The organism is Bradyrhizobium sp. CSA112 (genome assembly GCF_029051645.1).
Classification (GTDB): Bacteria; Pseudomonadota; Alphaproteobacteria; order Rhizobiales; family Xanthobacteraceae; genus Bradyrhizobium.
The window spans coordinates 152,209-177,337 of sequence record NZ_JAACFS010000004.1 but is presented as its reverse complement, the minus strand read 5'-3'; the positions used below and the strand labels follow the sequence as shown (position 1 = coordinate 177,337).

23 protein-coding genes and 1 tRNA gene are annotated in these 25,129 nt (G+C 63.5%); 15 read left to right on the top strand and 9 right to left on the bottom strand.

Translation table 11 applies throughout. From position 1 onward, the window contains the following. The first annotated feature begins 410 nt into the window (after positions 1-410). The 6 genes from GWE18_RS10815 to GWE18_RS10790 all read left to right on the top strand — a co-directional run bounded on the left by GWE18_RS10815 (position 411) and on the right by GWE18_RS10790 (position 7,382). Positions 411-3,743 carry a CHAT domain-containing protein gene (locus tag GWE18_RS10815; RefSeq protein WP_342804248.1) on the top strand — a complete coding sequence of 1,111 codons (3,333 nt, stop codon included), beginning with the start codon at positions 411-413 and terminating at the stop codon, positions 3,741-3,743. 26 nt (positions 3,744-3,769) lie between these two features. Then, the gene (locus GWE18_RS10810) at positions 3,770-4,222 is read left to right on the top strand and encodes a hypothetical protein (RefSeq protein WP_275185750.1); all 453 of its coding nucleotides are present in this window, start codon (positions 3,770-3,772) and stop codon (positions 4,220-4,222) included. Positions 4,223-4,427: 205 nt separating this feature from the next. After that, a complete protein-coding gene (locus tag GWE18_RS10805; RefSeq protein WP_275185749.1) occupies positions 4,428-5,201 on the top strand; it encodes a hypothetical protein in 774 nt (257 codons plus the stop codon). Between the two features lie 84 nt (positions 5,202-5,285). Further along, complete coding sequence (locus tag GWE18_RS10800) at positions 5,286-5,993, top strand: CoA transferase subunit A (protein WP_275185748.1); 708 nt, start codon at positions 5,286-5,288, stop codon at positions 5,991-5,993. 80 nt (positions 5,994-6,073) lie between these two features. Then, positions 6,074-6,724: a 3-oxoacid CoA-transferase subunit B gene (locus GWE18_RS10795; protein WP_275185747.1), complete on the top strand. Its 651-nt coding sequence runs from the start codon at positions 6,074-6,076 to the stop codon at positions 6,722-6,724. Beyond that, positions 6,717-7,382 carry a GNAT family N-acetyltransferase gene (locus tag GWE18_RS10790; protein WP_275185746.1) on the top strand — a complete coding sequence of 222 codons (666 nt, stop codon included), beginning with the start codon at positions 6,717-6,719 and terminating at the stop codon, positions 7,380-7,382. The genes GWE18_RS10795 and GWE18_RS10790 overlap by 8 nt, the downstream gene beginning before the upstream one ends. Positions 7,383-7,627: 245 nt before the next feature. On the opposite strand, the gene GWE18_RS10785 is transcribed toward GWE18_RS10790, so the two are convergent. From GWE18_RS10785 to GWE18_RS10775, 3 genes are all read right to left on the bottom strand, one after another. Beyond that, a complete protein-coding gene (locus tag GWE18_RS10785) occupies positions 7,628-9,274 on the bottom strand; it encodes an iron ABC transporter permease (RefSeq protein WP_275185745.1) in 1,647 nt (548 codons plus the stop codon). Positions 9,275-9,487: 213 nt separating this feature from the next. Then, a complete protein-coding gene (locus tag GWE18_RS10780; RefSeq protein WP_275185744.1) occupies positions 9,488-10,513 on the bottom strand; it encodes a Fe(3+) ABC transporter substrate-binding protein in 1,026 nt (341 codons plus the stop codon). Positions 10,514-10,684: 171 nt separating this feature from the next. Continuing rightward, the gene (locus GWE18_RS10775; RefSeq protein WP_275185743.1) at positions 10,685-11,641 is read right to left on the bottom strand and encodes a threonine/serine dehydratase; all 957 of its coding nucleotides are present in this window, start codon (positions 11,639-11,641) and stop codon (positions 10,685-10,687) included. Positions 11,642-11,756: 115 nt separating this feature from the next. Between GWE18_RS10775 and GWE18_RS10770 the strand changes: the two genes are divergently transcribed. Next, positions 11,757-12,074, top strand: coding sequence for a metalloregulator ArsR/SmtB family transcription factor (locus tag GWE18_RS10770; protein ID WP_275185742.1), 318 nt, complete (start codon positions 11,757-11,759; stop codon positions 12,072-12,074). 136 nt (positions 12,075-12,210) lie between these two features. Next, the gene (locus tag GWE18_RS10765) at positions 12,211-12,696 is read left to right on the top strand and encodes a cyclic nucleotide-binding domain-containing protein (protein WP_275185741.1); all 486 of its coding nucleotides are present in this window, start codon (positions 12,211-12,213) and stop codon (positions 12,694-12,696) included. Here GWE18_RS10765 and GWE18_RS10760 read toward each other — a convergent pair. Then, positions 12,635-13,462, bottom strand: a complete 828-nt coding sequence (locus tag GWE18_RS10760) for a metallophosphoesterase (RefSeq protein ID WP_275185740.1) — start codon at positions 13,460-13,462, stop codon at positions 12,635-12,637. The genes GWE18_RS10765 and GWE18_RS10760 overlap by 62 nt on opposite strands. 418 nt (positions 13,463-13,880) lie before the next feature. Here GWE18_RS10760 and GWE18_RS10755 point away from each other — a divergent pair, with 418 nt between their 5' ends. Beyond that, a complete protein-coding gene (locus GWE18_RS10755) occupies positions 13,881-14,201 on the top strand; it encodes a hypothetical protein (protein ID WP_275185739.1) in 321 nt (106 codons plus the stop codon). A gap of 141 nt (positions 14,202-14,342) precedes the next feature. Beyond that, on the top strand, positions 14,343-14,642 hold the full coding sequence (locus GWE18_RS10750; protein WP_275185738.1) for a hypothetical protein: 300 nt from the start codon (positions 14,343-14,345) through the stop codon (positions 14,640-14,642). A gap of 179 nt (positions 14,643-14,821) precedes the next feature. Here GWE18_RS10750 and GWE18_RS10745 read toward each other — a convergent pair whose 3' ends face one another. From GWE18_RS10745 to GWE18_RS10730, 4 genes are all read right to left on the bottom strand, one after another. Then, positions 14,822-16,321, bottom strand: a complete 1,500-nt coding sequence (locus GWE18_RS10745) for a tripartite tricarboxylate transporter permease (RefSeq protein WP_275185737.1) — start codon at positions 16,319-16,321, stop codon at positions 14,822-14,824. Then, complete coding sequence (locus tag GWE18_RS10740) at positions 16,321-16,806, bottom strand: tripartite tricarboxylate transporter TctB family protein (protein ID WP_275185736.1); 486 nt, start codon at positions 16,804-16,806, stop codon at positions 16,321-16,323. The genes GWE18_RS10745 and GWE18_RS10740 overlap by 1 nt, the downstream gene beginning before the upstream one ends. Next, positions 16,803-17,771 (bottom strand): tripartite tricarboxylate transporter substrate-binding protein, encoded by a 969-nt coding sequence (locus GWE18_RS10735; protein ID WP_275185735.1) that lies wholly within the window; start codon positions 17,769-17,771, stop codon positions 16,803-16,805. Before GWE18_RS10735 ends, GWE18_RS10740 begins: the two co-directional genes overlap by 4 nt. A 115-nt stretch (positions 17,772-17,886) precedes the next feature. Further along, positions 17,887-18,531 carry a TetR/AcrR family transcriptional regulator gene (locus tag GWE18_RS10730; RefSeq protein ID WP_275185734.1) on the bottom strand — a complete coding sequence of 215 codons (645 nt, stop codon included), beginning with the start codon at positions 18,529-18,531 and terminating at the stop codon, positions 17,887-17,889. 106 nt (positions 18,532-18,637) lie between these two features. On the opposite strand from GWE18_RS10730, the gene GWE18_RS10725 reads away from it, so the two are divergent. Beyond that, positions 18,638-19,264, top strand: coding sequence for a glutathione S-transferase family protein (locus GWE18_RS10725; protein ID WP_275185733.1), 627 nt, complete (start codon positions 18,638-18,640; stop codon positions 19,262-19,264). Positions 19,265-19,611: 347 nt separating this feature from the next. Here GWE18_RS10725 and GWE18_RS10720 read toward each other — a convergent pair whose 3' ends face one another. After that, positions 19,612-22,782 carry a PAS domain-containing protein gene (locus tag GWE18_RS10720; RefSeq protein ID WP_275185732.1) on the bottom strand — a complete coding sequence of 1,057 codons (3,171 nt, stop codon included), beginning with the start codon at positions 22,780-22,782 and terminating at the stop codon, positions 19,612-19,614. Between the two features lie 307 nt (positions 22,783-23,089). On the opposite strand from GWE18_RS10720, the gene GWE18_RS10715 reads away from it, so the two are divergent. From GWE18_RS10715 to GWE18_RS10700, 4 genes are all read left to right on the top strand, one after another. After that, positions 23,090-23,470 carry a phasin family protein gene (locus tag GWE18_RS10715; RefSeq protein WP_275185730.1) on the top strand — a complete coding sequence of 127 codons (381 nt, stop codon included), beginning with the start codon at positions 23,090-23,092 and terminating at the stop codon, positions 23,468-23,470. A gap of 257 nt (positions 23,471-23,727) precedes the next feature. Then, a complete protein-coding gene (locus GWE18_RS10710; protein WP_275185729.1) occupies positions 23,728-24,162 on the top strand; it encodes a phasin in 435 nt (144 codons plus the stop codon). A gap of 226 nt (positions 24,163-24,388) precedes the next feature. Further along, positions 24,389-24,465 (top strand) — tRNA-His (locus tag GWE18_RS10705). Between the two features lie 323 nt (positions 24,466-24,788). Beyond that, positions 24,789-25,118: a hypothetical protein gene (locus tag GWE18_RS10700; RefSeq protein ID WP_275185728.1), complete on the top strand. Its 330-nt coding sequence runs from the start codon at positions 24,789-24,791 to the stop codon at positions 25,116-25,118. The last annotated feature ends 11 nt before the right edge of the window (positions 25,119-25,129 follow it).

Sequence of the window (25,129 nt, the reverse complement as noted above, 5' to 3'; positions counted from 1 at the left end):
CTGGCTAAACCGAACTCGGGTTGCTGCTACAGGGACTTGTTGATTAAGGGTCTATCTTGATCAGGGCGGGCGGCGCACTGGTAAGCCCGTGCCAACCCACGCAACTTGAAGGGTTTTCTTGACGCTTTCAAGGCCGACTACGCCGGTTCCTGGGTGGAGATCACAGGCCTTTACAGCCCGCTCCGCCCAAAACCCGTACGATTCCGGATGCGACCAGAAGCCCCTGGATGCCCGGCCTTGGAATTCCATGACAGCCTTGGGCCGGCTTGCTAGTATTTCCTTATTGCTCATTGTGAATATTTACTGGGGGTCATTAAATGTCCTCGCATACTAATTCTCGCCTGCGTTTTAGGCCTGCCAACTTCCTTGCAATCCAAGCCGCTACGTCAAGATGGGTCATCGCGACGGCGGTGCTTGCGGTAACCGCGCCGGCGGCGCAGGCGCTCAGCGTCGAGGCCGCCCAGGAAAGCTGCCGGATGACGGTCGGCCGGCCGATCGTTCAGGCCTGCATGCGAGCCTCCGGCGGGGCGGGAAACTTGGAAGCATGTCGTGCCAAGGCTTTCTCCCCAGTCCGCGCCTGTGTGATGGCCGCCCTGGACAAGGCCAATGGCCGCGCCAATGTCGCGGTCGCCATTCCGACCGAAGCCGCACCGAAAGTTGCTCCCGGCAGCGCGCTGCCCGCTGGATTCGTCGCGCCGCCGAGAACGATCACCGATATCACCGCGATCCTGGACAGCGAGAAAGCCGATCTCAAGACGATCGAGGAGCTGAAGGCCGAGGCAGACGCAAAGCCGACCGGCAAGGAATCGCGCGAAGATCTCGCGCAATTTTATTTCGATCGCGGCAACGCCAGGGCACAACTCGGCCGGCTCGCCGATTCCATCGCCGACGCGAACAAGGCCATTGAAGTCGGACGTGGGGCGGTTTCCGCCCTCTTGATGGGAAGGTTGATTTCGCTCGCTGCCCAGCAATACTCCGCGGCCGGCGATCCCAAGAAGGCCTTTGAACTGTATCAGCGGCTGCTTCGCGAGACATCCAACCAGAAGGGGGCCAGGGGGTTCCTGTACGGCGCCAACCGCGCGATTGCGGGATTCCTGATCCAGATGGGCGATATCGCGCAGGCGGAGGCCTACCTGCGCCGCAGCCAGCCGCAGATTCAGGAATTCCGGACCACCGGCCATCCGGTCAAGCGGGAGGCCTACAATAACTACGGCCAGAACTGGGAGGCCGAAATCGAGCTCGGCCGCGCCATGCTGTTCGAAGCGCGGGGGCAATTCCGCGAGGCCGAGGCCTCGTTCAAACTTGGCGAACTGCGCAGGCGAGCCGGGATCAAAGGCCTGTTAGGTTCAGAGCATCCGCCTTCCGAGTCCAGCCTCGTGCTCGCTGTTGACTTTACCGTACTCAGCCAAGCTCGCGTGAAGGCGCGGCAGGGACGGTTCGCGGAGGCCGAGGTCGACGCCCGCCGTGCGCTGCTGTCGCAGTTGAAAAATCAGGGCAAGTACAGTCCCGTCACGCCACGCTTCATCGGGGGGCTGGCCGACATTCTCGTCGGGCAGGGCCGCTACGTCGAAGCAGAGCAACTGGCGCGGGTATCCCTGGAGATCGCCCGGACCGTTGGCGTCGCGGAAGATTCTCTCTCGAATGTGCAGTTGTTGTCGCAGCTCGGCGGCATCCTGAATCTGCAGCGCAAGGGCCGGGATGCGATCGCGGTCTTTGCGCAGATCGACAATGCGATCGCGAAGTGGGAGCCGGCGCGGCGAGAGGCTTTCGAACTCAACGGCGGGCGGATTTCCTCGCTCTATGCCTCTGGGCAGCTCGAGGCCGGCATCGCGGCGGCCGAACAGCTTGTGAAGAAGCAGATTTCCCGCGTCGGCGAAAATCATTTCGATACCGCCTCGGCCCGCGGTACGCTGGCGATCGGCCTGATGCGGGCCGGACGCGACCAGGACGCGATCCGCGAATTCAGGGCGGCGATTCCGATCCTGATGGCTTCCTCGCGCGAGAACGCCGATGACGACAATACAACCGCGGTTGCGGCGCGCAGCCAGCGCCTGCAGGGCATCGTCGAGGCGTATCTGAACATGCTGGCGCGGGAGAAGAATGCATCCGGCGATGTCGGCACTGAGACCTTCAGCCTTGCCGATGCCATTCGCGGCCGCTCCGTGCAGCAGGCGCTGGCGGCATCGAGTGCGCGTGCCTCCGCCAAGGATCCGGCGCTGGCCGAACTGGTGCGGAAAGAACAGGACCTCGGCAAGCAGGTGAATGCGCAGCTCGGAACGCTCACCAACGTGTTGTCGCTGCCGTCGCACGAGCGGGACGAGAAAGGCGTTCAGGCGATCAATGCGTCGATCAACGCCCTGCGCGCCGATCGCACCAAGGCGCGGCAGGAAATCAGCCGGCGCTTCCCGGCCTATGCCGACCTGATCTCGCCAAAGCCGCCATCGGTCGAGCAGATCAAGGCCACACTGGCCGACGGCGAGGCCATGCTGTCATTCTATTTCGGACAGACCAGCAGCTTCGTCTGGGCGGTTCCGAAGAACGGCCCGGTCGCGTTCGCCGCGATCAAGGCGACAAGCGGCGATCTCGAGAGCAAGGTTCGCAAGCTGCGCGAGGCGCTGGAGCCGCAGGCGGCGATGATCTCGGACATTCCGCCGTTCGATCTCAAGCTCGCGCATGAGCTCTATTCGCTGCTGCTGCAGCCGGTCGAGAGCGGATGGAAGCCAGCCAGGAACCTGATCCTGGTGACCAATGGCGCGCTCGGCCTGCTGCCATTGTCGCTGTTGCCAACGGCGCCGGCCGAGATCCGCAGCGACGACGATCCGCTGTTTGCAAGCTACAAGGATGTGCCGTGGCTGGCGCGGACGCACGCGGTCACGACCGTGCCTTCGGCCGCGGCGCTGCGCACCTTGCGTCAACTGCCGCCGGGCAAGCCGGGCCGCGGCGAACTGATCGCGTTCGGCGATCCTTACTTCAGCAAGGAACAGGAAGCCGAGGCTGACAACGCCGACAAGGTCAGGGTCGCCGATGCTTCCGGCAACACGACGCGAGGCGGTCCGTTGAAGCGGCGCAACAGCCCGAAACTCGATGGCGTCGACAGCGCCGAACTGGCGATGTTGCCGCGGCTGCCCGATACGTCGGACGAGTTGAAATCGATCGCGCTGGCGCTGCAGGCCGATCCCTCGAAAGTCCTCAACCTAGGCAAGCAGGCCAGCGAGCAGGCGGTCAAGACGATGGATCTTTCGGGTTTCAAGGTGCTGGCGTTCGCCACCCATGGCCTCGTGCCCGGCGAGCTGAACGGCCTGTCGCAGCCGGCGCTGGCGCTGTCATCGCCCACCGTCACCGGCGGCGAGGGCGACGGCCTGCTGACGATGGAGGAAATCCTTGGGCTGAAGCTCGACGCCGACTGGGTCGTGCTATCGGCGTGCAACACCGGTACCGGCGCGGGCGCCGGCGCCGAAGCCGCCTCAGGCCTCGGCCGCGCGTTTTTCTACGCCGGCACCCGCGCGCTGCTGGTGACCAACTGGTCCGTCCATTCGCAGTCGGCGCGTAAACTGGTGACCGATCTGTTCAGGCGCCAAGCGCAGGATCCGAAATTGACGCGGGGCGAAGCGCTGCGGCAGGCGATGATGGCTCTGGCGGACGGCCCCGGCTACGCTGGTGCCGACGGCAAGACCGAATTCGCCTACGGGCATCCGTTGTTTTGGGCGCCGTACACCATCATCGGCGATGGCGGCGTGAGATAATGTTGAAGGGCAGGGGGAGAACGATCGTGCGTATCTGCGGCTTGGGGCTTCTGTTGGGAAGTATTGCGGTTATCGCCGCCGGAGCGATGCCGGCGGAAGCGGCGCAGGTTTTGATCACGGCCGAGGAAGCCGCGCTGCCGCCGCCGAAAGGCGCGGTGGCGGCCGAGCGGCGCGGAATCACGCGGGGACCCAAGGTCGATCTCCTGACCGGCGGCGGGCAGCTCCGGTCTCCGATGCGGCTTCAGCTCAAATTCGAACCCTATGGCGGGGCGAAGATCGATCCGGATTCGGTCAAGATGACCTATCTGCGGACCCCGAACGTCGATCTCACGTCGCGGGTCAAATCCTTCGCTGGGCCGCGCGGGATTGATATGCCGGAGGTCGAACTGCCGGCTGGCGAGCACATGGTGCGGGTCGACGTCAAGGACACCGACGGGCGTGTCGGGACTACGAGCTTCATCCTGAAAGTCGTCCCCTGAGCGCCGCCTGTCCATACTGCGCGAGGGAAAATCCACCCGAAGCGCTGGCGTGCGGCTCCTGCTCGCGGGAGATCGCGGTGCCGGAGTCGCTGATGGCGGAGCGTAACGAATTGGCGCGCAAGCGCGACACGCTGCGGCTCGAACTGGAGCGGGCGAAGAGCGAACTCGAGGCGCTCAGGCGCCGCAGAAAAAATCGGTCAGCCTGATGGAATGCCCGTTCTGCGCCGAAACGATCAAGGATGAGGCGGTCGTCTGCAAACATTGCTCGCGGGATCTGCGGATCGTACGCCCTGTCATCATCGAGATCGAGAAAATCGTCATCGAACTCGACGCCCTGCAGCGTGAACTCGATCGGACCAATGCGCGCATCGAGCGGATTCGTTCCCCCTTGCGATACTACGGCGTTCATTCGCTCGCCTATGTCCTGATCCCGGTCATCCTGCTGGTGGCCGCTCACATCCTCATCACCATCATCCTGGACATTACCCCGCTCTATCTCCGGCTGGCTTCGGTAATCATTCCGCTGCCGTTCGGCTTCCTGATTCATTCGCATCTGAAAATCGGGTGGCGCGGCGCCATTGCGGTCGGGTTTTTGACGGCAGCGATCGCCGTGACATGCATGCTCACCGTGACCGGCATCAACGACAATGTTCCGGTCGTGCCCGGGCCCTGGGTCGAATGGCGAGAGGTGATCGAATATACCGCCAGCATCGCGCTGGCTTTCGTGACCGGCAACATTCTCGGCTTCTTGATTGTCGATGTGCTGCCGAAAACGGTGACGCAGGGCGGCGGCAAGCCCAACCCGCTCGCCTACAAGGCTGCAGGCCTGCTCGTCGGTCGGCATGTCGGCCCGGAGCACCTGCGCCGCCGCGCTCGCATCATTCAGGACCTGATGACGGCGGCCGGGCCCATGGTGGGTATCGTGGGGACCGCGGCCGGGTCCCTGTATGCCGGTCTGAAGGGCGTTATTGGCGGCTGAGCGCATTGACGCACCGCGAAAAATTCGCCTAATAATCCCGACAATGCCGGCATTCGGCCGTTCCCTCCATCAGGTCAAACATCCATGAACAAGGTTTACCCTGACGCCAAATCGGCACTCGATGGCGTCCTCAAGGACGGCATGATGATCATGTCGGGCGGTTTCGGTCTGTGCGGTATCGCCGAAACCCTGTCGGACGCGATCCGCGATTCCGGCGTCAAGAATCTGACGGTTGTCTCCAACAATGCCGGCGTGGACGGCATCGGCCTGAGCCGGCTCCTGGAAACGCGGCAGATCAAAAAGATGATCTCGTCCTATGTCGGCGAGAACAAGCTGTTTGCCCAGCAATACCTTGCCGGCGAGCTGGAACTCGAATTCAACCCGCAGGGCACGCTGGCCGAGCGCATCCGCGCCGGCGGCGCCGGTATCCCGGCCTTCTACACCAAGACCGGCGTCGGTACGCTGATCGCCGAAGGCAAGGAAGTGAAGGAATTCGACGGCGAGAAATACATCATGGAGCGCGGCCTGTTCGCGGACCTCGCCATCGTTCATGCCTGGAAGGGCGACACCGCCGGCAACCTGATCTATCGCAAGACCGCGCGCAATTTTAACCCGATGATGGCAACCGCCGCCAAGATCACGGTGGCCGAGGTCGAGCATCTGGTTCCCGCCGGCGAACTCAATCCCGACCACATCCACACCCCCGGCATTTTCGTCAAACGCATCATCGAGGTCGGCGCCGGCAAGAAGCGGATCGAGTTCCGCAACACCCGCCCGCGGCCCGCCGCTTAGCGAATGGTCCGGAAAAGTGGAAGCCGGTTTTCCGATCAGATTATGCGCCAACTATAATTACGCGACACAGGAGAACTGACATGGCCTGGACACGTGAACAGATGGCCGCTCGTGCCGCGAAAGAGTTGCGCGACGGCTATTACGTCAATCTCGGCATCGGCATTCCGACGCTGGTCTCGAACTACATCCCCGAGGGCATGGACGTGAACCTGCAGAGCGAGAACGGCATGCTCGGCATGGGCCCGTTCCCCTATGAGGATGAGGTGGACGCCGACCTTATCAATGCCGGCAAGCAGACGGTCAGCGAATTGCCGTCGACCAGCTATTTCTCCTCGGCCGATTCCTTCGGCATGGTGCGCGGCGGGCATATCGATCTGTCGATCCTCGGCGCAATGCAGGTGGCGCAGAACGGCGACCTCGCCAACTGGATGATCCCCGGCAAGATGGTGAAGGGCATGGGCGGCGCGATGGATCTCGTCGCCGGCGTCAAGCGCGTCGTCGTCGTGATGGAGCACTCCGCCAAGGACGGCCCAAAACTTCTGAAGAAGTGCAGCCTGCCGCTGACCGGCGAGCACGTCGTCGACATGGTGGTGACCGATCTCGCCGTCTTCACCATAGACAAGCACGGCAAGGACGGCATGGCGCTGATCGAGCTCGCCGACGGCGTCACGCTGGACGAGGTGAAGGCGAAGACCGAAGCCGAGTTCCGCGTCGCGCTGAAGAATGCCTGACATGATGGCGGGGCGGTCGCGACCTGCGATCCGTCCAGCGCGTCTCGACGACGCAAGCTTCATTGCCCGCAATATCCTGTCCTCGCAGCGCGGCCCGTTCCCGCGCGGTTGGTTCGACATCGCGCTTGGCTGGGACGAGCCGCAATGCCTTGCGTTCGTAGAATGCATCGCGATCGCGCCAACGCAATCGTGGTGGCACATCACCCAATTCATCGTCGCTGAAGTCGAGGGTGAGCCGGCGGCATCGCTCTGCGCGCTGCCCGCTGAAGGCACCGAGGCCGCCGCGCGGGCGGCGATCCAGGAGGTGGCGACCGCGATAGGGATGAGCGCCACCGATCTGAAGGCGATTCTCCGGCGTGGCGCCTATGGAGCGAATTGCTGGGTGCAGGGCGGTGAGGGCGACTGGCTGATCGAGCATGTCGCGACGCTGCCGGAGTATCGCGGCCGCGGGCTGGTGCAGGCGCTGATCGATCACGCGCTGGCCAAAGGCAGGGCGGCAGGGTTCGAGCAGGCCTCGATCTCGTTTCTGATCGGCAACGAGGCGGCCGAGCGCTGTTATGCCAAAGCCGGCTTCGCATTCGCCGAAGAGAAACGCGATCCCGCGTTCGAAGCGATCACGGGCTCGCCGGGCTTCCGCCGCTTTGCGCGCGCGATGTGAGGCAGTCTCGTAGGGTGGGCAAAGGCGCGCTTGCGCCGTGCCCACCATCTATCCTCGATCTCGATCCTGAATGGTGGGCACGCTGCGCTTTGCCCACCCTACAACTGTTGTCGTCCCTGCGAACGCAGGGACCCATACTCCGCGGCCTTTCTTTTTTGGGCGCTGGAGCCAGTTGCCTTCGTAACAACAACGGCCGGTGGTTATGGGTCCCTGCGTTCGCAGGGACGACGAGAGTGTCGTTCAACCTACGCCGGCCCGCTCGGGATGTCCGAAAACCGTGTCAGCCACGCTACCGGGCCGATGCTGGCGGCGACGATCAACAGCGCCGCGAGCGCGCCTTCCTCGAAGCTGCCGCGGCTGGCGTACTGGTAGATCGAGGTTGCCAGCGTTTCGACGTTGAGCGGCCGCAGCAGCAGCGTCGCCGGCAACTCTTTCAGGCAATCCACGAACACCACGATGACGGCACCGACCATGGCGGGGCGCAGCAGCGGCAGATGGATCAGCCGCATCGTCGTGGTCTGGCCGGCGCCAACCGCGCGTGCGCTGTCGTCGTAGTCGCGCGGAATCCGCTCAAAGCCTGCCTTGATGAATCCGGTCGGCACCGCCAGAAACCGGATCACATAGGCGATGACAACGGCGGCGCCGGAGCCGACGATGATCAGTCCCGGAAGCGAACGTCCGAGCCATCCGGCGAGCGTGTTCAGCGCGTTGTCGATGGCGAGCACCGGCGCAAGCAGCCCGAGCGCCAGCACCAGCCCGGGCAAGGTGTAGCCGGTCTGTGCGATGTTCATCGCGACGAAGCGCAGCGTATTCGGCCGCCAGCGCCAGGCCAGGATGGTCGCAAATCCCAGCAGCAGCGCGGTCAGCGTCGCAAGGCTCGCGAACGCGACCGAGTTGAAGGCATCGCGCCACAGCGCCATGTCGAAATTCGCAAACAGCCCGCGCTTGAAACTCTGATGCGCGAGATACAAAAGCGGCACCAGAAATCCGAGGCAGACGGGCAGCAGGCAGGCGGCCAAGGCGCAAGCGCCCTTGAGGCCGGTGAGCGAGGTCCGTTGCGTGAGCCGCGGGCTTTCGGCGGAAAATTCCGTCGTGACATTGCGTCGGCCGTAACGCTCGATCGCGATCAGCCCGGCCACGATGGCGAGCATGAAGCAGGACAGCTGCGCCGCGCCGGCAAGGCTGCCGCGGTTGAGCCAGGTGGTGAATACCGACACCGTGAGCGTGCGGACGCCGAGATATTCGCTGGCGCCGATGTCGTTCAGTGTTTCCAGCGACACCAGCGCAACGCCGACCGCCAGCGCCGGCCGCGCCATCGGCAGCGAGACGCGCCAGAAAGTGGTCCAGCGGCCGGCGCCAAGCGTCTTCGCGGCCTCGGCGAACTCCGCGCTCTGGAACTGGAACATCGTGCGCGCTGAAAGATAGACGTAAGGGTAAAGCACCAGCGCGATCACGATGATGGCGCCGGGCAGCGAGCGCAGATTGGGAAGCACGCGCACCGCATCCTGCAACGGAAGCCAGAGCGCGAGCGTCCGGTGGACCAGGCCCAGCGGCTCGAACAGGTCGACATAGACGTAGGCCGCGAGGTAGGTGGGGATCGCGAGCGGCAGCGGCAGCAGCCATAGCAGCATTTGCCGGCCGCGGAATTCATGCAGCGAGACCGCCCACGCCGTGCCGGTGCCGATCGCAAGCGACAGGGCGCCGACGCCGCCGAGCAGGAGTGTAGTGTCAAGAAGCGTGCGCGGCAGCACGTAATCGATGAGGTGCGGCCAGACGTCGGGCGCGGGCTGCATCGCCAGCGCAATGATGGAAATGACGGGCGCTGCGACGAGAATGGCGGTGGCAACCGCGATGGCCGCGGCGATGCGGCCCGAGCGCGTGACGGGACTCACGTCCGCACACGTCGGCGAGATGAGCCGAGGTTTATCCGCTTCCGCAGGTGAGCTCCCTCCCCCCTTGCGGGGGAGGGCGGGGGAGAGGGGTAGCCACGAGCGACACTGCCCGTGTGGCTTACCCCTCTCCCTAACCCTCCCCCGCAAGGGGGGAGGGGACGCAGTTGTGTACGGCGCGCGATCACGGTTCTAATGCTTCGCCGACGGTCGCGATCAATTATCGAATCCGACCTTGTCCACCAGCGTCGAGGCCGCCTTGCGGTTGGCGGCGATCTTGGCGATCGGCAGCGGATCGGCTGTGAGCTTGCCGTAACCCGCAATCGTCGGGTTGACGGCGACGCCTGATCGAACCGGGTATTCGTAATTGGAATCGGCGTAGATCTGTTGCGCCTTGTCACCGACGAGCCACTCGATCAGCTTGACGCCGTTGGCCTTGTTCGGCGCGTTCTTCGCCAGGAGGACGCCGGAGAGATTGACGTGGGTGCCGCCGCCTTCGAAGGTCGGCAGGATCACCTTGGTGGCTTCCGCCCACGGCTTCTTCTCGGGGTCGTTGTTCATCATCAGCGCCCAGTAATAGGTATTGCCGATGCCGATGTCGCACTTGCCGGCCGCGACGTCGCGCGCGGCTTCGCGGTCGCCGCCGGAGGGTTTCTGCGCCAGGTTGGCCTTCACGCCCTTCAGCCATTCCTCGGCTTTGGCCTCGCCGTACTTGGCCGTGTAGGCCGCGAACAGGCCGTTGTTGTAGATGTGCTGGCCGGAGCGGATGCAGATCTTGCCCTTCCATTTGGGGTCGGCGAGCTCTTCGTAGGTGATCTTGTCCTGCTTGACGCGATCCTTCGAGGCGTAGATCACCCGCGCGCGCATGGAGATGCCGGCCCAGTGGCCGTCGGGATCGCGATATTGCGCCGGAACGATCTCGTCGATCACCACCGACTTGATCGGCTGGGTGACGCCGGCCTTCACGGCGTCGTCGAGGCGGCCGATGTCGACCGTCAGCAGCACGTCGGCGGGGCTGTTGGCGCCTTCGGTCTTCATGCGCTGCTCGAGCCCCGAGCTCGCCGAGACGACGTTGACCTTGATGCCGGTGTCCTTGGTGAAGGCGTCGAACAGCGGCTGGATCAGCTTGGCTTCGCGATAGGTGTAGACGTTGACTTCGCCGTCGGCGGACGCCGGCGACGCTCCAAACGCGGTGAAACAAAGCAACGCTGCGGTTGCGGCGGTAGCGCGAAAGTTCATCATGAAAGCTGCCCGGCAGATGGTTGAGGTGCCGATTTCAGTAGCGCAGCGACCACCGTGCCGTCAGCGACCGGATGTCGCGAACGGCTTCATTTAGAGCGATTCCAGTATCTGATTTAGAGTGATTCCAAATGTGGCGGGCTTCCGGGGCCGGAAGCAAGCGGTCACGGGCAATCAACGGGTGCGATCGAAATCAACAGCGGCGGTGTTGCCGCCGCTGACGATGATCGCAATTCGTTCGTCCGCACTGGGCTTGTACGCGCCCGACAGGATCGCGGAAAACGCAGCCGCGCCACCCGGCTCTGCCACGATGCGCAGGGCGCGCCAAAGCGTCGCCTGTGCGTCGGCTATTGCGGGGTCGGAAACCAGCACCGTTTGTCGGGCGTATTTCCGGACGATCGGAAAAACCCGTTCACCCACGCGTCTCGGCGCCAGTGAATCCGCCGCCAACCCGCCGGCCTCCGCATCGATCGGACGGCCGGCCTCAAAAGCCCGCGTCAGCGTCGGCGATGCAAGCGGCTCGACGCCGACTACCTTGATACGGCCGGCGTACCAGGCGGCAAGTCCTGCGACCAGTCCGCCGCCGCCCACCGACACCAGCAGCGTATCGATATCTGGCGCCTGGCCGGCGAGCTCGAGGCCGAGCGTTCCCTGTCCCATGATGGTTTCGTTCTGGTCGAAGGCCGGCACCGGCAATGCGCCGGTTTGTTGCGCCCATGCCTCGCTGGCGGCGAGTGCATCGGCATAACGCTCGCCCTCGATCGTGAGGTCGGCGCCGTAGTCCCTGATACGCTGCACCTTCGCCGGCGAAGAGACGCTGGGAACGAAGATCTTGGCCGGCTTGCCGAGCTTCATCGCCGCATAGGCGACGGCCGCGCCATGGTTGCCGCCGGACGCCGCCACCACGCCGGCCTTCGGCACGTCGCGGGTCAGCAAATTGGCGAAAGCGCCGCGCGCCTTAAACGAGCCGGAATGCTGCAGAAGCTCGAGCTTGAGCGTGAGGGGATGGCCGGGAAGACCGAACTCGGCGCCATCGAGCTCGACCACCGGCGTCCGCCGGATAAAGGGCCGGATCAGCCGCTCGCATCGCGCGATCATTTCCGACGTTACGGCATCCGCTGACGCATCCATTGCAACGCACTCCCAAGCAAGATCGAACAAGGCGAAATCGAACAGGGCGAAATCGATAAGCCCAAGCCGAGACGGGCCCGATTGACAGAAATTAGTCATTTAGCTAATTAGCAATATGGCTTCTTTCGAGGATGACGTCGAGTCTGCTTTTCGCGCGCTCGCCAGCGATCGCCGGCTGTTGATCCTGGAATGGCTGAAACGTCCTCGGGCGCATTTTCGTCCGCAGATCGACGGCGACCTTGTCAAGGACGGGGTCTGCGGTGTCTTGATTGCCGAGAAGCTCGGGGTCAGCCAGCCCACCGTGAGCGAGCATCTGAAGATATTGTCGCAGGCGGGATTGGTAAGCGCCAAGCGCGTCAAGCAGTGGACATTCTACAAGCGCGATGAAGCGCGCATCGCCAAGCTGAAAGCCGCCATGCTCGAAAAGATCTGATGCTCGGTCGTGGGCTGCGCCAGCGCGCGCCGACGCTGGGCGCTCCGTGCTGACATTTTGAGCAGCGAAGCGCACCTTATCCGTTCGACCTTGGCATCATGAGTGCCTAGTCTCGGCTGAAGCGGAGATGATGCCAATGCGCGCGGTACTGGACTATTGCACCGGAGGAGTGGAACGGGAGGTGCCGGCCGGCACGATTCTCATTCACGAGGGCGGCAAGACCGGGCATCTGTTTGTCCTGATTCGGGGGCGGCTGGAAGTCGTCAAGGGCGACAGCGTCGTGGCCGTCCTCAGCGAGCCGGGGGCGATGCTCGGCGAAATGTCGGTGCTGCTCCAGCAGCCCCATACGGCAACCGTGCGCGCGGCTTCCGATTCAGTGGTCTATGAGTTCGACGATGCCGCGGCGTTCCTGCGTGACCAGCCGGCGGTGGCGCTGTTGATCGCGCGGTTGCTGGCGCAGCGCCTCAATGTCGCGACCACCTATCTCGCCGATCTCATGCATCAGTATGGCGACCACGGTAACCATCTCTCGATGGTCGGCGAACTCCTGCAGAGCATGATCAACCTGCCGCCGTCGCAGGTCTCGCCAGGCTCGGATCGGCAATCCGACCCAAGGATGTAAGCCAGGCCGGCGGGTTCTCGATTCCCGCCGCCGGCCGCAGCAAGGGCGCGCACAGGTCGATACGTTGCGCTTCGCCGGCCGCAATCCAGAACGCCGCACCCTCATCGAAGTCGAGCACGATGCAGACCGGCGGACGGCCGTGCTGCAGGCCGGCATTGAATACCCAGGTCGTGCCGATGCGGTCGAACCACGAGCCGTCGGCGATGAAAGGCGATTGATGGACGTGGCCTGAGATCACCATGGACGGTTGGTACTGTGCGATCCATTGCACCAACTCGACATCGCCGAAGAACCGCTTGCCGCCCCAGCTCGTCGGCGAATTTGCCGGCGGCGCATGATGCACCCAGATCCAGCGCTGCGCCCGTTCCGCCGCAGCGTCGCGAAGCTGGGCTTCGATACGGCCCTTGACCAGCGGCCCGTCCCACCACGGACAAACGGTGAAGCGCGTATCGCCGACGGTGAGGCTGTCGCCGTCGCAGGCGACGCCGAGTTCACGGACCTCGCCGACCCAGCGCGCGATCTTTTCGCCTTCCGCGCTGCGCTCGTCGAGGTCGTGATTGCCGGAGCAGAGAATGACGCGCGTCACCTGGGACAGCAGCGACAGATATTTCTTCACCACCAGAATCTGCGCGCGGAAATCGACGAACGATCCGACGTCGAGCGCGTCGCCGGCGAAAATGACGACGTCGAATTGCGGCGCTGCCGCAAGCAGCCAGTCAAACTGCGGCAATGAATAATGTAAATCGGCAACGACCAGGCAACGCATAAGAATCAAATCCAAAATGCCCGGAAAACAGGCGATCCGCAGGCGGATGCACTCAGGCAGACTGGATTCGAGCAAGAATTGTGCCGACCCTGATGTTCAGACGGGATCGCTCCCCCGCTGAAAGGATCAGGGCGCGCACCCATAAATCGAGCTTGATGGCTACTCGATGTCCGATATGCGCCGATGGCGGACCAAATGCCGCATCTCAGCGAAACGACGCTAAGTGCCAAAATCGGAAGTTCGAGCCTTTTCTCCAAAGCAGTCGTTCTCGCCCGCCCGCGATCGATTGACCGGCTTGGCGTGATCGGCGGAGACAAGTTGTATGATGTCCTATCGACTGCCGCAAACAAGGAAAGGTACGAATGTTCATGAGCCCGTTTAATTTTGCCGCCGGTCAACCAGGGCGTTAGGAGGCGGCATGAATCGCCTGAGATACCTCACGATTGCCGCAGTTTTGGCAACCGTTCATTTATTGTTGGCGTTGAGTTCTCTTCTCGTCAGTTTTTCCTTGGGAATGGGGCGCTTCGACTCGGGTGGCGATATGAGCCAACTCGAAAGTTTGGCCACGGCGCTTTCGGACACGCTCCTTTCGCCCATCTCACACGTCCAAACCAAGGGGTTATCGTCCCCGCTACAGTGGGCGGTCGTTCTTGGAAACAGCATTCTTTGGGGTGCTGTTCTTGCAGTGCCAGTATGGGGATTGGCGCGACTGGTGAGGGGTAAACGTGCTGCCTTCTAACAACGCATTCGAGCGGACCGTGAAGCATCGTGGGCCGCGTCTGACCGCGGCACAGCGGTGGTGGCCGGCCGCTCAACTCGGTCGTTGGGCGACAACATGAGAATGTTCTTGTCTAGACTGTTGATGGTAATGAAACTTATCGTGCCCGCCCTCTACATCGCGGGAGCAATAGTGATCTGGCTGGATTTTTTTAGATCGAACCCTGATGGCCTTGCCAATATTTGGATTGCAATCTACACGTTTCCAATTGCCATAATCGGCACCTTTCTACTGCAAGGCGAATTCCCATATGTGCCTGGCCGCTACTATGAAGCGCACGCCCTCTACTTCTGGCCAAGTGTTGCCCTTCTCGCTCTTGCATTATTTTTCATTTTCCATGCCTTGCAGAAAATCGTCCATCCCGTCGCTCCAATGGACGCGCAAAAAGCCCCGCGCCACTGAACTCATTCGTTAATCGACCCGAACGTCTGCTTTTCAATTGTCCGACCAGCGGCTTTGGGTCATTCGCTACAGCGGCGACCCAGCGGCAAGTTCAGCCATGTCCGCTGCGACGTCGAACGCGGAAGTCAATTCAAACTCGCCTCAATCCGAATTTGGCTGCGCGCCAATGAGTCCACGCCCTAATCCTCGCTCGCCCTGAACCGGTCGAGACCCTTCAGCACGAAGGGCGCCAATAGCGCGATCAGTGCAATGCCAAGCAGCGTCGCCGACATCGGGCTTTGCAGCAGCACCAGGGGATCGCCGAGGCTGATCGCGAGCGCCCGGCGCAACTGGCTTTCGGCGATGGGACCCAGGATGAGACCGACCACAACAGGCGCGATCGGAAAATCGAACCGGCGCATCAGAAAGCCCAGCACGCCAAAACCTGCCAGCATCGACAGCTCGACGACCGAGGGTTTTGCCGCGATGGTGCCCATGGTCGCGAACACGAGAATGCCGGCGTACAGCCACGGCTGCGGGATCGCGAGCAGTTTCACCCACAGGCCGACCAGCGGCAGATTGAGAACCAGCAGCATGACGTTGGCGATGAACAGGCTGGCGATCAGGCCCCACACCAGATCTGGCCGCTCGGCAAACAGCAGCGGTCCGGGATTCAGGCCGTATTGCTGGAAGCCCGCCAGCATCATCGCCGCCGTGGCCGAGGTAGGCAGCCCGAGCGTCAGCAGCGGGACCAGGGTGCCGGCGGCGGAGGCGTTGTTGGCGGCTTCCGGTCCCGCGACGCCCTCGATCGCGCCCTTGCCGAATTCCTCCGGATGTTTCGACAGCCGCCTCTCGGTGGAATAGGACAGGAATGTCGGAATTTCGGCGCCGCCGGCCGGCAGCGCGCCGATCGGAAAACCGAACATCGTTCCGCGCAGCCATGCCTTCCACGACCGCTTCCAGTCTTCCATCGTCATCCACAGCGAGCCGCGCACCGGCTCGATCTTCTCCTCGGCGTGATGGCGCCGCGAGGCGACGTAGAGCGCTTCGCCGACGGCGAACAGGCCGACCGCGAGCGTCGTCACTTCGACGCCGTCGAGCAGCTCGGGGATGCCGAACGCAAGCCGCGCCTGGCCGGTGAGCTTGTCGATGCCGACAAGCCCGAGCGTCAGCCCGATGAACAGGCTGGTCAGTCCGCGGATTGGCGAATCCCCGAAGGTTGCCGACACCGTGACAAAGGCCACGCACATCAACGCGAAATAATCTTCAGGCCCGAAGCGTACCGCGAAATCGACCAGCCACGGCGCCAGAAAGGCGAGGCCGATGGTCGCGAGCGTGCCCGCGACGAACGAACCGATCGCCGCGGTCGCAAGCGCCGGACCGCCGCGCCCGGCCTTGGCCATCTTGTTGCCCTCGAGCGCGGTCGCCATCGATGCGCTCTCGCCGGGCGTGTTGATCAGGATAGCGGTGGTCGATCCGCCGTACATGCCGCCGTAATAAATTCCGGCGAACATGATCAGCGAGCCGCCGGGATCGAGCTTGTAGGTCACCGGCAACAGCAAGGCGACGGTGAGCGCCGGACCGATGCCGGGCAGCACGCCGACCGCAGTGCCGAGGAACACGCCGACCAGCGCGTAGAGCAGGTTCATCGGCTGCACGGCGACAGCCATGCCATGCGCGAGCGCGGCGAAAGTTTCCATTACAGCAGTCTTTCCAGAGGCCCGGCGGGGAGGCTCAACGTCAGCAGCCGATCGAAAGCGAGATAGATCAAGGTGCTCATCACGACGGCGATGGCGGAGTCGGCGAGGATGGCGCGTCGTCCGAAGGCTGCCGAGGTGGTGACGAACAATGCCGAGGTCGCAAGGATGAAGCCGCCGCCGAGGCCGATGATGGCGATCAGCAGCACCAGCCCGCCGAAGATCAAAAGTACCGCCCTGGGGTCGGCACTCTCGCGCGGCGGCAGGTCACCGCGCAGCGCGTCGATCAGATTGCCGATCGCGAGAAGGCCAAGCCCGATGGCGATGACGACCGGCATCACCTCGGGCCCCATGCCGTACATCGTGGTCGCCGGCAGTTGACGCGAGTCCCATACCAGCACCGCGGCAAGTGCTGCGAGCGCGAGCGCAATGACGACGCCGGCACGATCGACGCGCCGCGCCGCCGGCCCCCGCGGAAGGTCCGTCATGATTTGACGAGGCCGACCGACTTCAAGACGTCAGTGACGCGCGTCGTTTCTTTCTTCAGGAAATCCGTGAACGCATCGCCGCCGAGATAGGCGTCATCCCAGCCCTTCTGCTTGAGGATATCTTTCCAGGCGTCGGACTTGACCATCTTCTCGACCGCATCGCTCAGGGTCTTGCGCTGTTCCGGCGTGATGCCGGGAGGCGCGACGACCGAGCGCCAGTTGGCGAGCACGAGGTCGATGCCTTGCTCCTTGAAGGTCGGAATGTCGCTGCCGGCGATGCGGTTCTCCGACGTCACGCCGAGCGCGCGCAGTTTGCCTGACTTGATCTGGCCTTCGTACTCGCTCAGTCCGGAAATGCCGGCAGTGACTTTGCCGCCGAGAATCGCCGCCAGCGACTCGCCGCCTCCGGAAAACGGGATGTAGTTGATCTTCTTCGCGTCGGCGCCGATCGTGCCCGCAAACAGCGCCGCCATCACATGGTCGACGCCGCCGGCCGAGCCGCCGGCAAAGGTCACTTTCGCGATATCGGCCTTCACGGCGGCGGCGAGATCCTGCGCCGTCTTGATCGGTGAATTCGCCGGCACCACGATCACCTGGATTTCCTCGGTCAGCCGCGCAATCGGCGTCACCTGTTCGAGCGTCACCGGCGACTTGTTCATGGCGAGCGCGCCCACCATGACGAAGCCGTTCACCATCATCTGGTTGCCGTCGCCCTTGGCGCCGTTGACGAACTGCGCGATGCCGACGCTGCCGCCGGCGCCGGCAACGTTCGTCACCTGGACGCTGCGGGCGATCTTGGCGGCGACCAGCGCCTGCTGCATCGAGCGGGCGGTTTGATCCCAGCCGCCGCCGGGTGCGGCGGGCGCCATTATCTTGAGCTCGAGCTGCTGCGCGAGGGCAGGGCCGCCTGCTGCAAGGGTCAGCGCGACGACCGCGCCGAACAGGCGCGTATGAAACGGGATCATGGGATTTCCTCCAGGCTCACACAGAGCTGTGTGTCAATTCGCCGCATATCAGCCGGAAAAGGCGTCGCTGTCCAGAAGGACCTATAGTTGTCCGAACCGGATCCGGAAAATTTCGCTACGGCTTTGAAGCGCGCGCACCTTTCGCCTTCGGCATTTGCCTTGAGCGAAAGTGAAGCGCCAATTGCGCGGCACACGTTCGAAGAGGAGCCGTGCTTTGCTTGGCCTTGGCCTGGGCGATAGCGCCTGAATAAGACGCAATGACGAAGGTGGCCAAGGCCTCGGCGTCGAAAGCGCCGGCGAAATCCGCCCGCAGTTTGTCGGCAATCACCTTGCGCCAATTGTCATAGATGCCCTCGATCGCCTCTCGAAATTCGGAATCTGCCGCGCAAAGCTCAAGCGCCAGATTGTTGAGTGGGCATCCCAGAATGGTCCTGGACCGATCGAGGCTTGATGCGATCTGCTCGAACGCCGTGCGTATCCCTTCCTCCGCGCCGCGTGCGGACCTGACCGGCTCGAGCCAATGCTTGTCGACGGCTTGTGCGACGCGCTCCTGGATGACGTTGAGCGCAAGGGCCTTCTTCGTGGGGAAATGATGGTGGAGGGCGCCCGCTGTCACACCGGCTGCGCGAACAATGTCATGCGTGCTGGTCGAGTGATAGCCACGCTTCTGGAAGGCGTCTGCTGTTGCATCCAGGATGCGTTTTCTCACTCCGGCGGGATCGTTGGTTCGCGAGCGGCCGCTGGCCGGCTTTTTGGTCATGAAGGACTCCCACCGCTGTCGGCATAGAGCTATCTATCGAATTGACAAAAACAGGGCAACCTGTTTGTTTTAGCGTAATGTGATGGTTGTAGAGTGGGGAAAATCGATGCCCGAGAATGTTCGATCCGATCAAGAAGCGCATCAAAGCAGCAACCGCAAAATCCGGCTGTTCTCCGGCCCCCTGAGCATGTTCGGCGCAAAGGTCCAGATCGCGGCGCATGAGAAGAACATCGATTTCGAACTGGTCATGGTCCCCTTCACCATGAAGGAGGGTTACGCGCCAAAGCATCCGGAAGTGCTGCGCATCAATCCGAAACGACAGGTCCCCGTGCTGATCGACGGTGACCTCGAGATATTCGATTCCACCCAGATCTTCGAGTATCTTGAAGACATCAAGCCGCAGCCTGCGCTGTGGCCTGCGACGTCTGCAGCACGGGCCTGGTCTCGCCGGCTGGAGCATGAGTCGGATGAGGTCTATTTTCCTCATATCATCAAGTTGATGCAGCTCTGGAAGACGCCGCTCGATCCCGCCGCAGAGCTCGCGCGCGCTGGCGCTGCCGCCTATTATCGAACAATGGAGAGCGTGCTTGATGAGCGCGAGTTTCTCGGCGGCGCGTATTCGTTTGCCGATATCGCGTTCTATATGGCCCAGCTGTTCGGCGCGCGCTGGGGCGCCGACATGACCAGCGAAACGCCGAGGCTTCTGCAATGGCGGCAGCGCATGACGGCATGACCGGCCGTCCTCAAGGTCGTCGGACCGATGGCCGATTACTTGCGCGGCCAGGGTCTCAGCGTTCCGGCATTTCTTCCGTCAAAAGCGACGTGATCGATGCCGCGGGCACGCGCCTTGGAGCATGATGATTTTTGGTTAGATCGACTTGGCCGCAGACGCGCTTCACCTCTCCCGCTTGCGGGGTGGAGACGAGCGAAGCTCGCTCTTAGGTCGGCGCGAAGCGCCGGGGGGCTCTCTCCACTCGGGCAGTGTCGCCCGCGGAGATACCCCCGCCCCAGCCCTCCCCCGCAAGCGGGAGAGGGAGCGCACCTTCTTCGTGGTCGCAATCAAATCATGCTTTAGTTCGGTCAGGCCCGCGCGATCGCGTGCGGAAACACGATCTCGATCAGCGTGCCGGAACGGCCGCCGGTCTTGATCTGGAATCTGGCGCGATTGGCTTCGACAAGGGCCTTGGTCAGCGACAGGCTGAAGCTCGAACTCTCGGCCTGATCCGACGGCGCCCGCGTGCGGAACGGCTCGAGCGCGGCGGCGACCTCATTATCGTTGAGGCCGTGGCCGGTGTCGCGGACCCGCAGCATCACCTCGCCGAAATCGGACAAAGCGGTCGAAACGATGACCTGTCCGCCGGCATTGGCGAGATGGATCGAATTGCCGATCAGGTTGAGCGTGATCTGGCGCAGCGCCCGCGCATCCGCGACCACTGATGGCAGCGTGTGCGCCAGCGACGTGCGGATGATGATGCGCTCGCGGTTGGCCTGCGGCTGCAGCACCGCGACGCAGCTTTCGACCAGCTCGTTGAGGTTCTGGTTGGTAAAGGCGAGATCGAGCTTGCCGGTTTCGATCCTTGATAGATCGAGCAGGTCGTTGATGATGGCGACCACGCGTTCGCCGGAGGCGCGAATGTCCTTCATGTATTCGAGGTAGCGCTCGTTGCCGAGCGCGCCGAAACGCTCGCCGATCATCACTTCGGAAAAGCCGATGATGGCGTTCAGCGGCGTGCGCACCTCGTGGCTGATCCGCGCCAGCACGTCGGCCTTGGCATTGGTTGCGCGTTCGGCCAGCCGCCGCGCCTCGCGCAATTCGCTCTCGGTCTTCCTGGCGTGCGACAGATCGCGGAACACCGCGAAGAAATTCGGGCCGTCGGGGCGGGTGCGGCCCATGGTCATCGACAGCGGGATGATGCCGCCCCTGCTTTCGCGGCCCAGCACCTCGCGCCCGTGATCGAGCAGGCTGGCGACGCCGGACGCCTTGATGCCGGCGAGATATTCGAACACGCCGTGCTGGCTTTCGAGCGCAAAGAGATCGGCGAGATTACGTCGCGCGAGTTCGTCGCCGTCATGGCCGAACAGCGCTTCGGCACTGCGGTTGGCCGCATTGATGTTGCCCTCGGCGTCGAACATCAGGATGCCTTCGGCCGTGGTGTCGAGGATGGCGGCGAGGTCTTCGGCGTTGGCATGGCCGACGTCAGGCGGTTCGGAAGTGTCAGGCTCCGGTTCAAAGACGTCAGGCGCCGATGCCGGCTCGGCTCGCGCGATGGCGGCCGCGATCGCCGCGCCTTCATGGCGCGTGCCCGAGAAGATCAAGGCGAGGGCGGAATCGCCGTCCCATGAAATGGTGTAGAGGCGGGCGTCGGCGGCCGATGATTGCGCATCGGCATCCCCAGGCAGGCTAGCGGAAATCGTCACCGGTCTGCCGGTGTCCGATGTCGAGGAGGCGTTGGAGGCGCCGGGTTCGACGTAGAGCGCGTCGAGGCCGCCGGCATCTTCCAGCGCATGCAGGGTCGGATAGCCCATCTGCGTCAGGAAGGCCGGGTTGGCATACAGCAGCCGGTCGAGCCGGTAGATCAGGATGCCGACGGGCAGAAGATCGAGCAGCGCCTTGTCGCGCGCGGTTTCGCCGCGGGCGGGCGGCTCGGGCTGCGCAAGCCACTCCGGCGGCGCGTGAGCCGCTTCGCGTGCAGGCGATGCGGCCAGCGGTTCGAAGATGGTTTCGCCGGTGGCGTCCAGCTCATTGCCGTTCTCGGTGTCGAGCCGCGCCGACAATTGCCGCGCGAGTTCGTCGAAGGCGCTGTTTTCAACCGGCGTCAGCGATTGCGGCCTGGCCTCGCCGGGGACACGGAACGGCACGACGTTCTGGAGTGGGTCGGCCGGCAATTCCGTTGCGGTTTCAGTCACCGCGTCCTTGTCGCTTTCCTTGGCGCTTTCCTTGGCGCTTTCTTGCGCGCTTTCCTCAACACTTTCCTCGAGGCTTTGCTGGTTTTCCTCTAGGCTTTCCTTGGGAGGTTCCACGGGCGTTTCCAAATCTCTTTGATGTGAAGTCTCGGCCGCAATCGGTTCAGGCAATTGGTCTGATGAAGGCGATGCAACGCCGGTCGGATCGGGAGATGGCGCGGCGGGCGATTCTTGCGGCGTCTCTTGCGGCGCTGCCACCTCGCCGGACAATTCCGCCAAGCGCAGCGCGGCGAGCCGCGCCAAACGATCGAAATCGCGGCAGACGCCAAAGCCGCGATAGCCGATGAAATTCCGCGCCCCATCGAAGATAGGCAAGCCGGACAGTTCGACCGGCAACGTATCGCCGCCATCGACCGGCCAGTTCAGCGTGATGCCGTTCCAGGTGGCGCCCGTCGCAAATGCCTGCATCATCCGGCCGGTGGGATCGAATCCGAAGGTCTCGGCGATCTCGCGCCAGGGCCGGCCGAAAACGGCCGTGGTGCGCGGGCCCATCAAGCCGGTGAATTCGTCGGTGCCGAGCGAGAAGCGGCCTTCAGGGTCCATCTGCCAGGTGAAGCGCAGCGGCAGGCGGCGCGCGTGCTGGCCGGAAAATGCTTCGAGCCCAAATGCTTCGAGCCCAAATGCTTCGAGCGAAGAGAATGGCGCGCGGAAAGTGGTTTCGGCCGCAGGCGGCTCCTCCGTGACCGCAGGTTCCTCGGCAGCGGCAGGCTCGGCAAAAGCGTCGAACAGCGCGAACTCCGCGGGCGCTTCGCCCGATTGCGCCGGCTGTTCGTAATCGGGAGGCGGTTGCAGAGCGACCGGTTCCTCCATGACGGGCTTGACAGGCGCGCTTGGCTGCGAGGCTGGCGCTGCTGGGATGTCTGGCCGCATCTCGTTGCCGGGCAGCGCATGCGCCTGTGCCGGTCGCGGCGCGATCAGCGCGATGTTGCCGGCGGCGATCAGAACACCGTGGCTGCCATTGGGAAAGTCGAACCGCGAACAGCCGCAGGTCGCAAGCCCGCCGGGCGCAGCGCCAAATCCCTGCAAGCGCTCCAGCCGGATGGCGCCGTTTGCGATCAACCGGCCCGCGAGCCGCGCGATCTGCCGCCGGTGCCGGTCAGCCGGTCCGAAGGTTCTTTCGGCAAGGGCTGCGGCACTGGCTGCGCCGAACACGCGGGCGCCGGCGGGATTGGCCCACAGGATCCGCCTGCCGTCGGCCGTCCACAACCATGCGGGCAGGGGGCTCGCAGCATAGGCCGCCAATCGCGGATCGCGGATCACCCCAGGCTGAAATTCCGCGTCATTCATCGCAACTACAGCACCGTCCGTCGCCAAACCGGCAGCTAAACCAATGACAGCCTTCAAACCAATGACAGCCTTAATGAATCGTTACTATCGCAAGCGCTGCGCGGCAGGTCCACGGCCCGGCCGGGCGCACCTCACTAAAGCCGAGGATAACATTAACCCGGTTGAACCCTTGGCCCTCTCGCCGCGTTGGGTGGTTGTAACCGGCCAAGGCCGACGACGGGGAACTTCCCCGGCTGCCGTATCGTTCCGGCGGGGCGCCTTGGCGGGATCTGGACACCAATCCCTGCCAACACAAAGGGAGCGCACCATGAGCGAAGTGCGAGACCGTTTTGAGATACCCAAGGAAATGCGGTCGATGGCGGAGGCAAGCTTCGAGCAAGCCCGTCAGGCTTTTGAGAAATTCGTCGCCTCCGCGCAGGCTGCCGCCGGCTCGATCGAGGAGCGCAATGCCACAGTTCGCGCCGGTGCCAAGGAGATCAGCGGCAAGGCGATCGCCAATGCCGAAAGGAATGTGCAGACTTCCCTCGACCACGCGCAATCGCTGCTGAAAGCCAAGGATGTGGCCGAAGTGACGCGGCTGCACAGCGAATATGTGCAAGGCTTGATGCGGTCGCTGGCCGAGCAGGCCAGCGAGATGGGCCAGGCCGTCACCAAGGCCGCCCTGGACGCGGCGAAGCCGAAAACCTGACCTGCCGCCCTGGCAGGGTACAACCAATGGGAAATCTGGGCTGCACGTGCACCCGGTGTGCGGTGGCATGTGGCATCGCACCAGAGATTGCATTGCGTTGCACAAATTTGACATGATATGGGTGCTTATTAGGCGAGCCCGTGGATGGGCACTTCCGTGAGTGCGTGTGTAAGTGATCCCTTCGGCGTCTCGGCCGATTGCCCGCCCGGCGTCCGCAAGGGGAACATCGTTTAACCCCATTGTGAAGGATGCAAGCCTTGACCAGCTCCACCGATCCCTTCTCTGCCTCCATCATTCCCTTCGAAGTCCCCGAGCAGATGCGTGCGCTCGCTGAAAAGGGCGTTTCGCAGGCCCGCGACAGCTACGCCAAGTTCAAGGATGCGGCCGAAACCCATAACGGCACCATCGAGGCCGTGTTCACCTCGGCCAGCAAGGGCACCAGTGCGTACACCGCCAAGCTGATCGAGTTCTTCAAGGCCAACACCTCTGCCGAGCTGGATTTCGCGCAGGAGCTGTTCGGCGTGAAGACGCCGGCCGCCGCGCTGGAGCTGTGGACCTCGCATGCCCGCAAGCAGTACGAGACCTTCACCGCCCAGGCCAAGGAGCTCACCGAGCTCGGCCAGAAGGTCGCGACCGAGACCGTCGAACCGATCAAGGCTTCCGCCTCGAAGTTCTACAAGCCGGCCGCCTGACCGCTCCGGGATTGATGACGAAAAGCCCGGGTGGGTCGACCCGGGCTTTTTGCTGCCGGCAACGATTTTACCGGCTGCCGGACCGGCCCGAGGCTCCCGGCGATTGAACGCAAAACGCCTTGCGGACGACTACAATCAGTCACTCCGCGGCCTTGCCAAAGCGAGGCGTTGCACCTAGTTTCCGGCCCATTCGCAGGCCCCCTTTGGAAGGGGCCCCGCGCAGGATGCAGTTGTAGCTCAGTTGGTTAGAGCGCCTGTCTGTGGAACAGGAGGTCGGTGGTTCGAGCCCACCCAACTGTACCATCTTTCATTCCGCCCCAGCTCTCTCCGGCCTGCCGGGCGCATTTCAGGCCGGATCCCGAGCCGGCCGCGGCCGGGCCCGTGGGCCGGCCGACGGTCATTCGGCCCGCAACGCCGCGCAAGGCCGTGAGCGCCAAGTCGCGCAAAACCAAAAAGCCGGCGAAACGCGCGACCTGACGGCGCGGGCGACCTGACGGCGCGGGCGGCCTGACGGCGCGGGCGGCCTGACGCGCATTACGAAATTTCAAGGTTCCTACGCGGCAGACTGACGCCTTGTTTACGCCGTCTGCAATGAACATCTGCTTTGGGCAAGAGGAGAGGGTTCATTGAGCGCACATCAAAAGGAGCTCGACCGGCATTTTGCCTGGTTTGAGAAAAAGCTGCCACCGGGGCCGGCGAAGTTCGTTAGCTGGGTACGCAAGCCGACATCGATCTACGTCCGTATTCCGCTCGCGTTTCTGTTGGTTGTCGGCGGCTTTCTCAGCTTCCTGCCAGTGCTCGGACTCTGGATGCTGCCGCTCGGCCTCCTTTTGTTCGCGCAGGACGTGCCGCCGCTGCAGAAGCCGATGGCGCAAGGGCTCGGATGGATCGAGCGCAAGTGGCTCGAACGTGAGCGTGCAAGACTCGAACGCGAGCGCGCAAAAAGCGCGCAATGAGCCAATTAGGG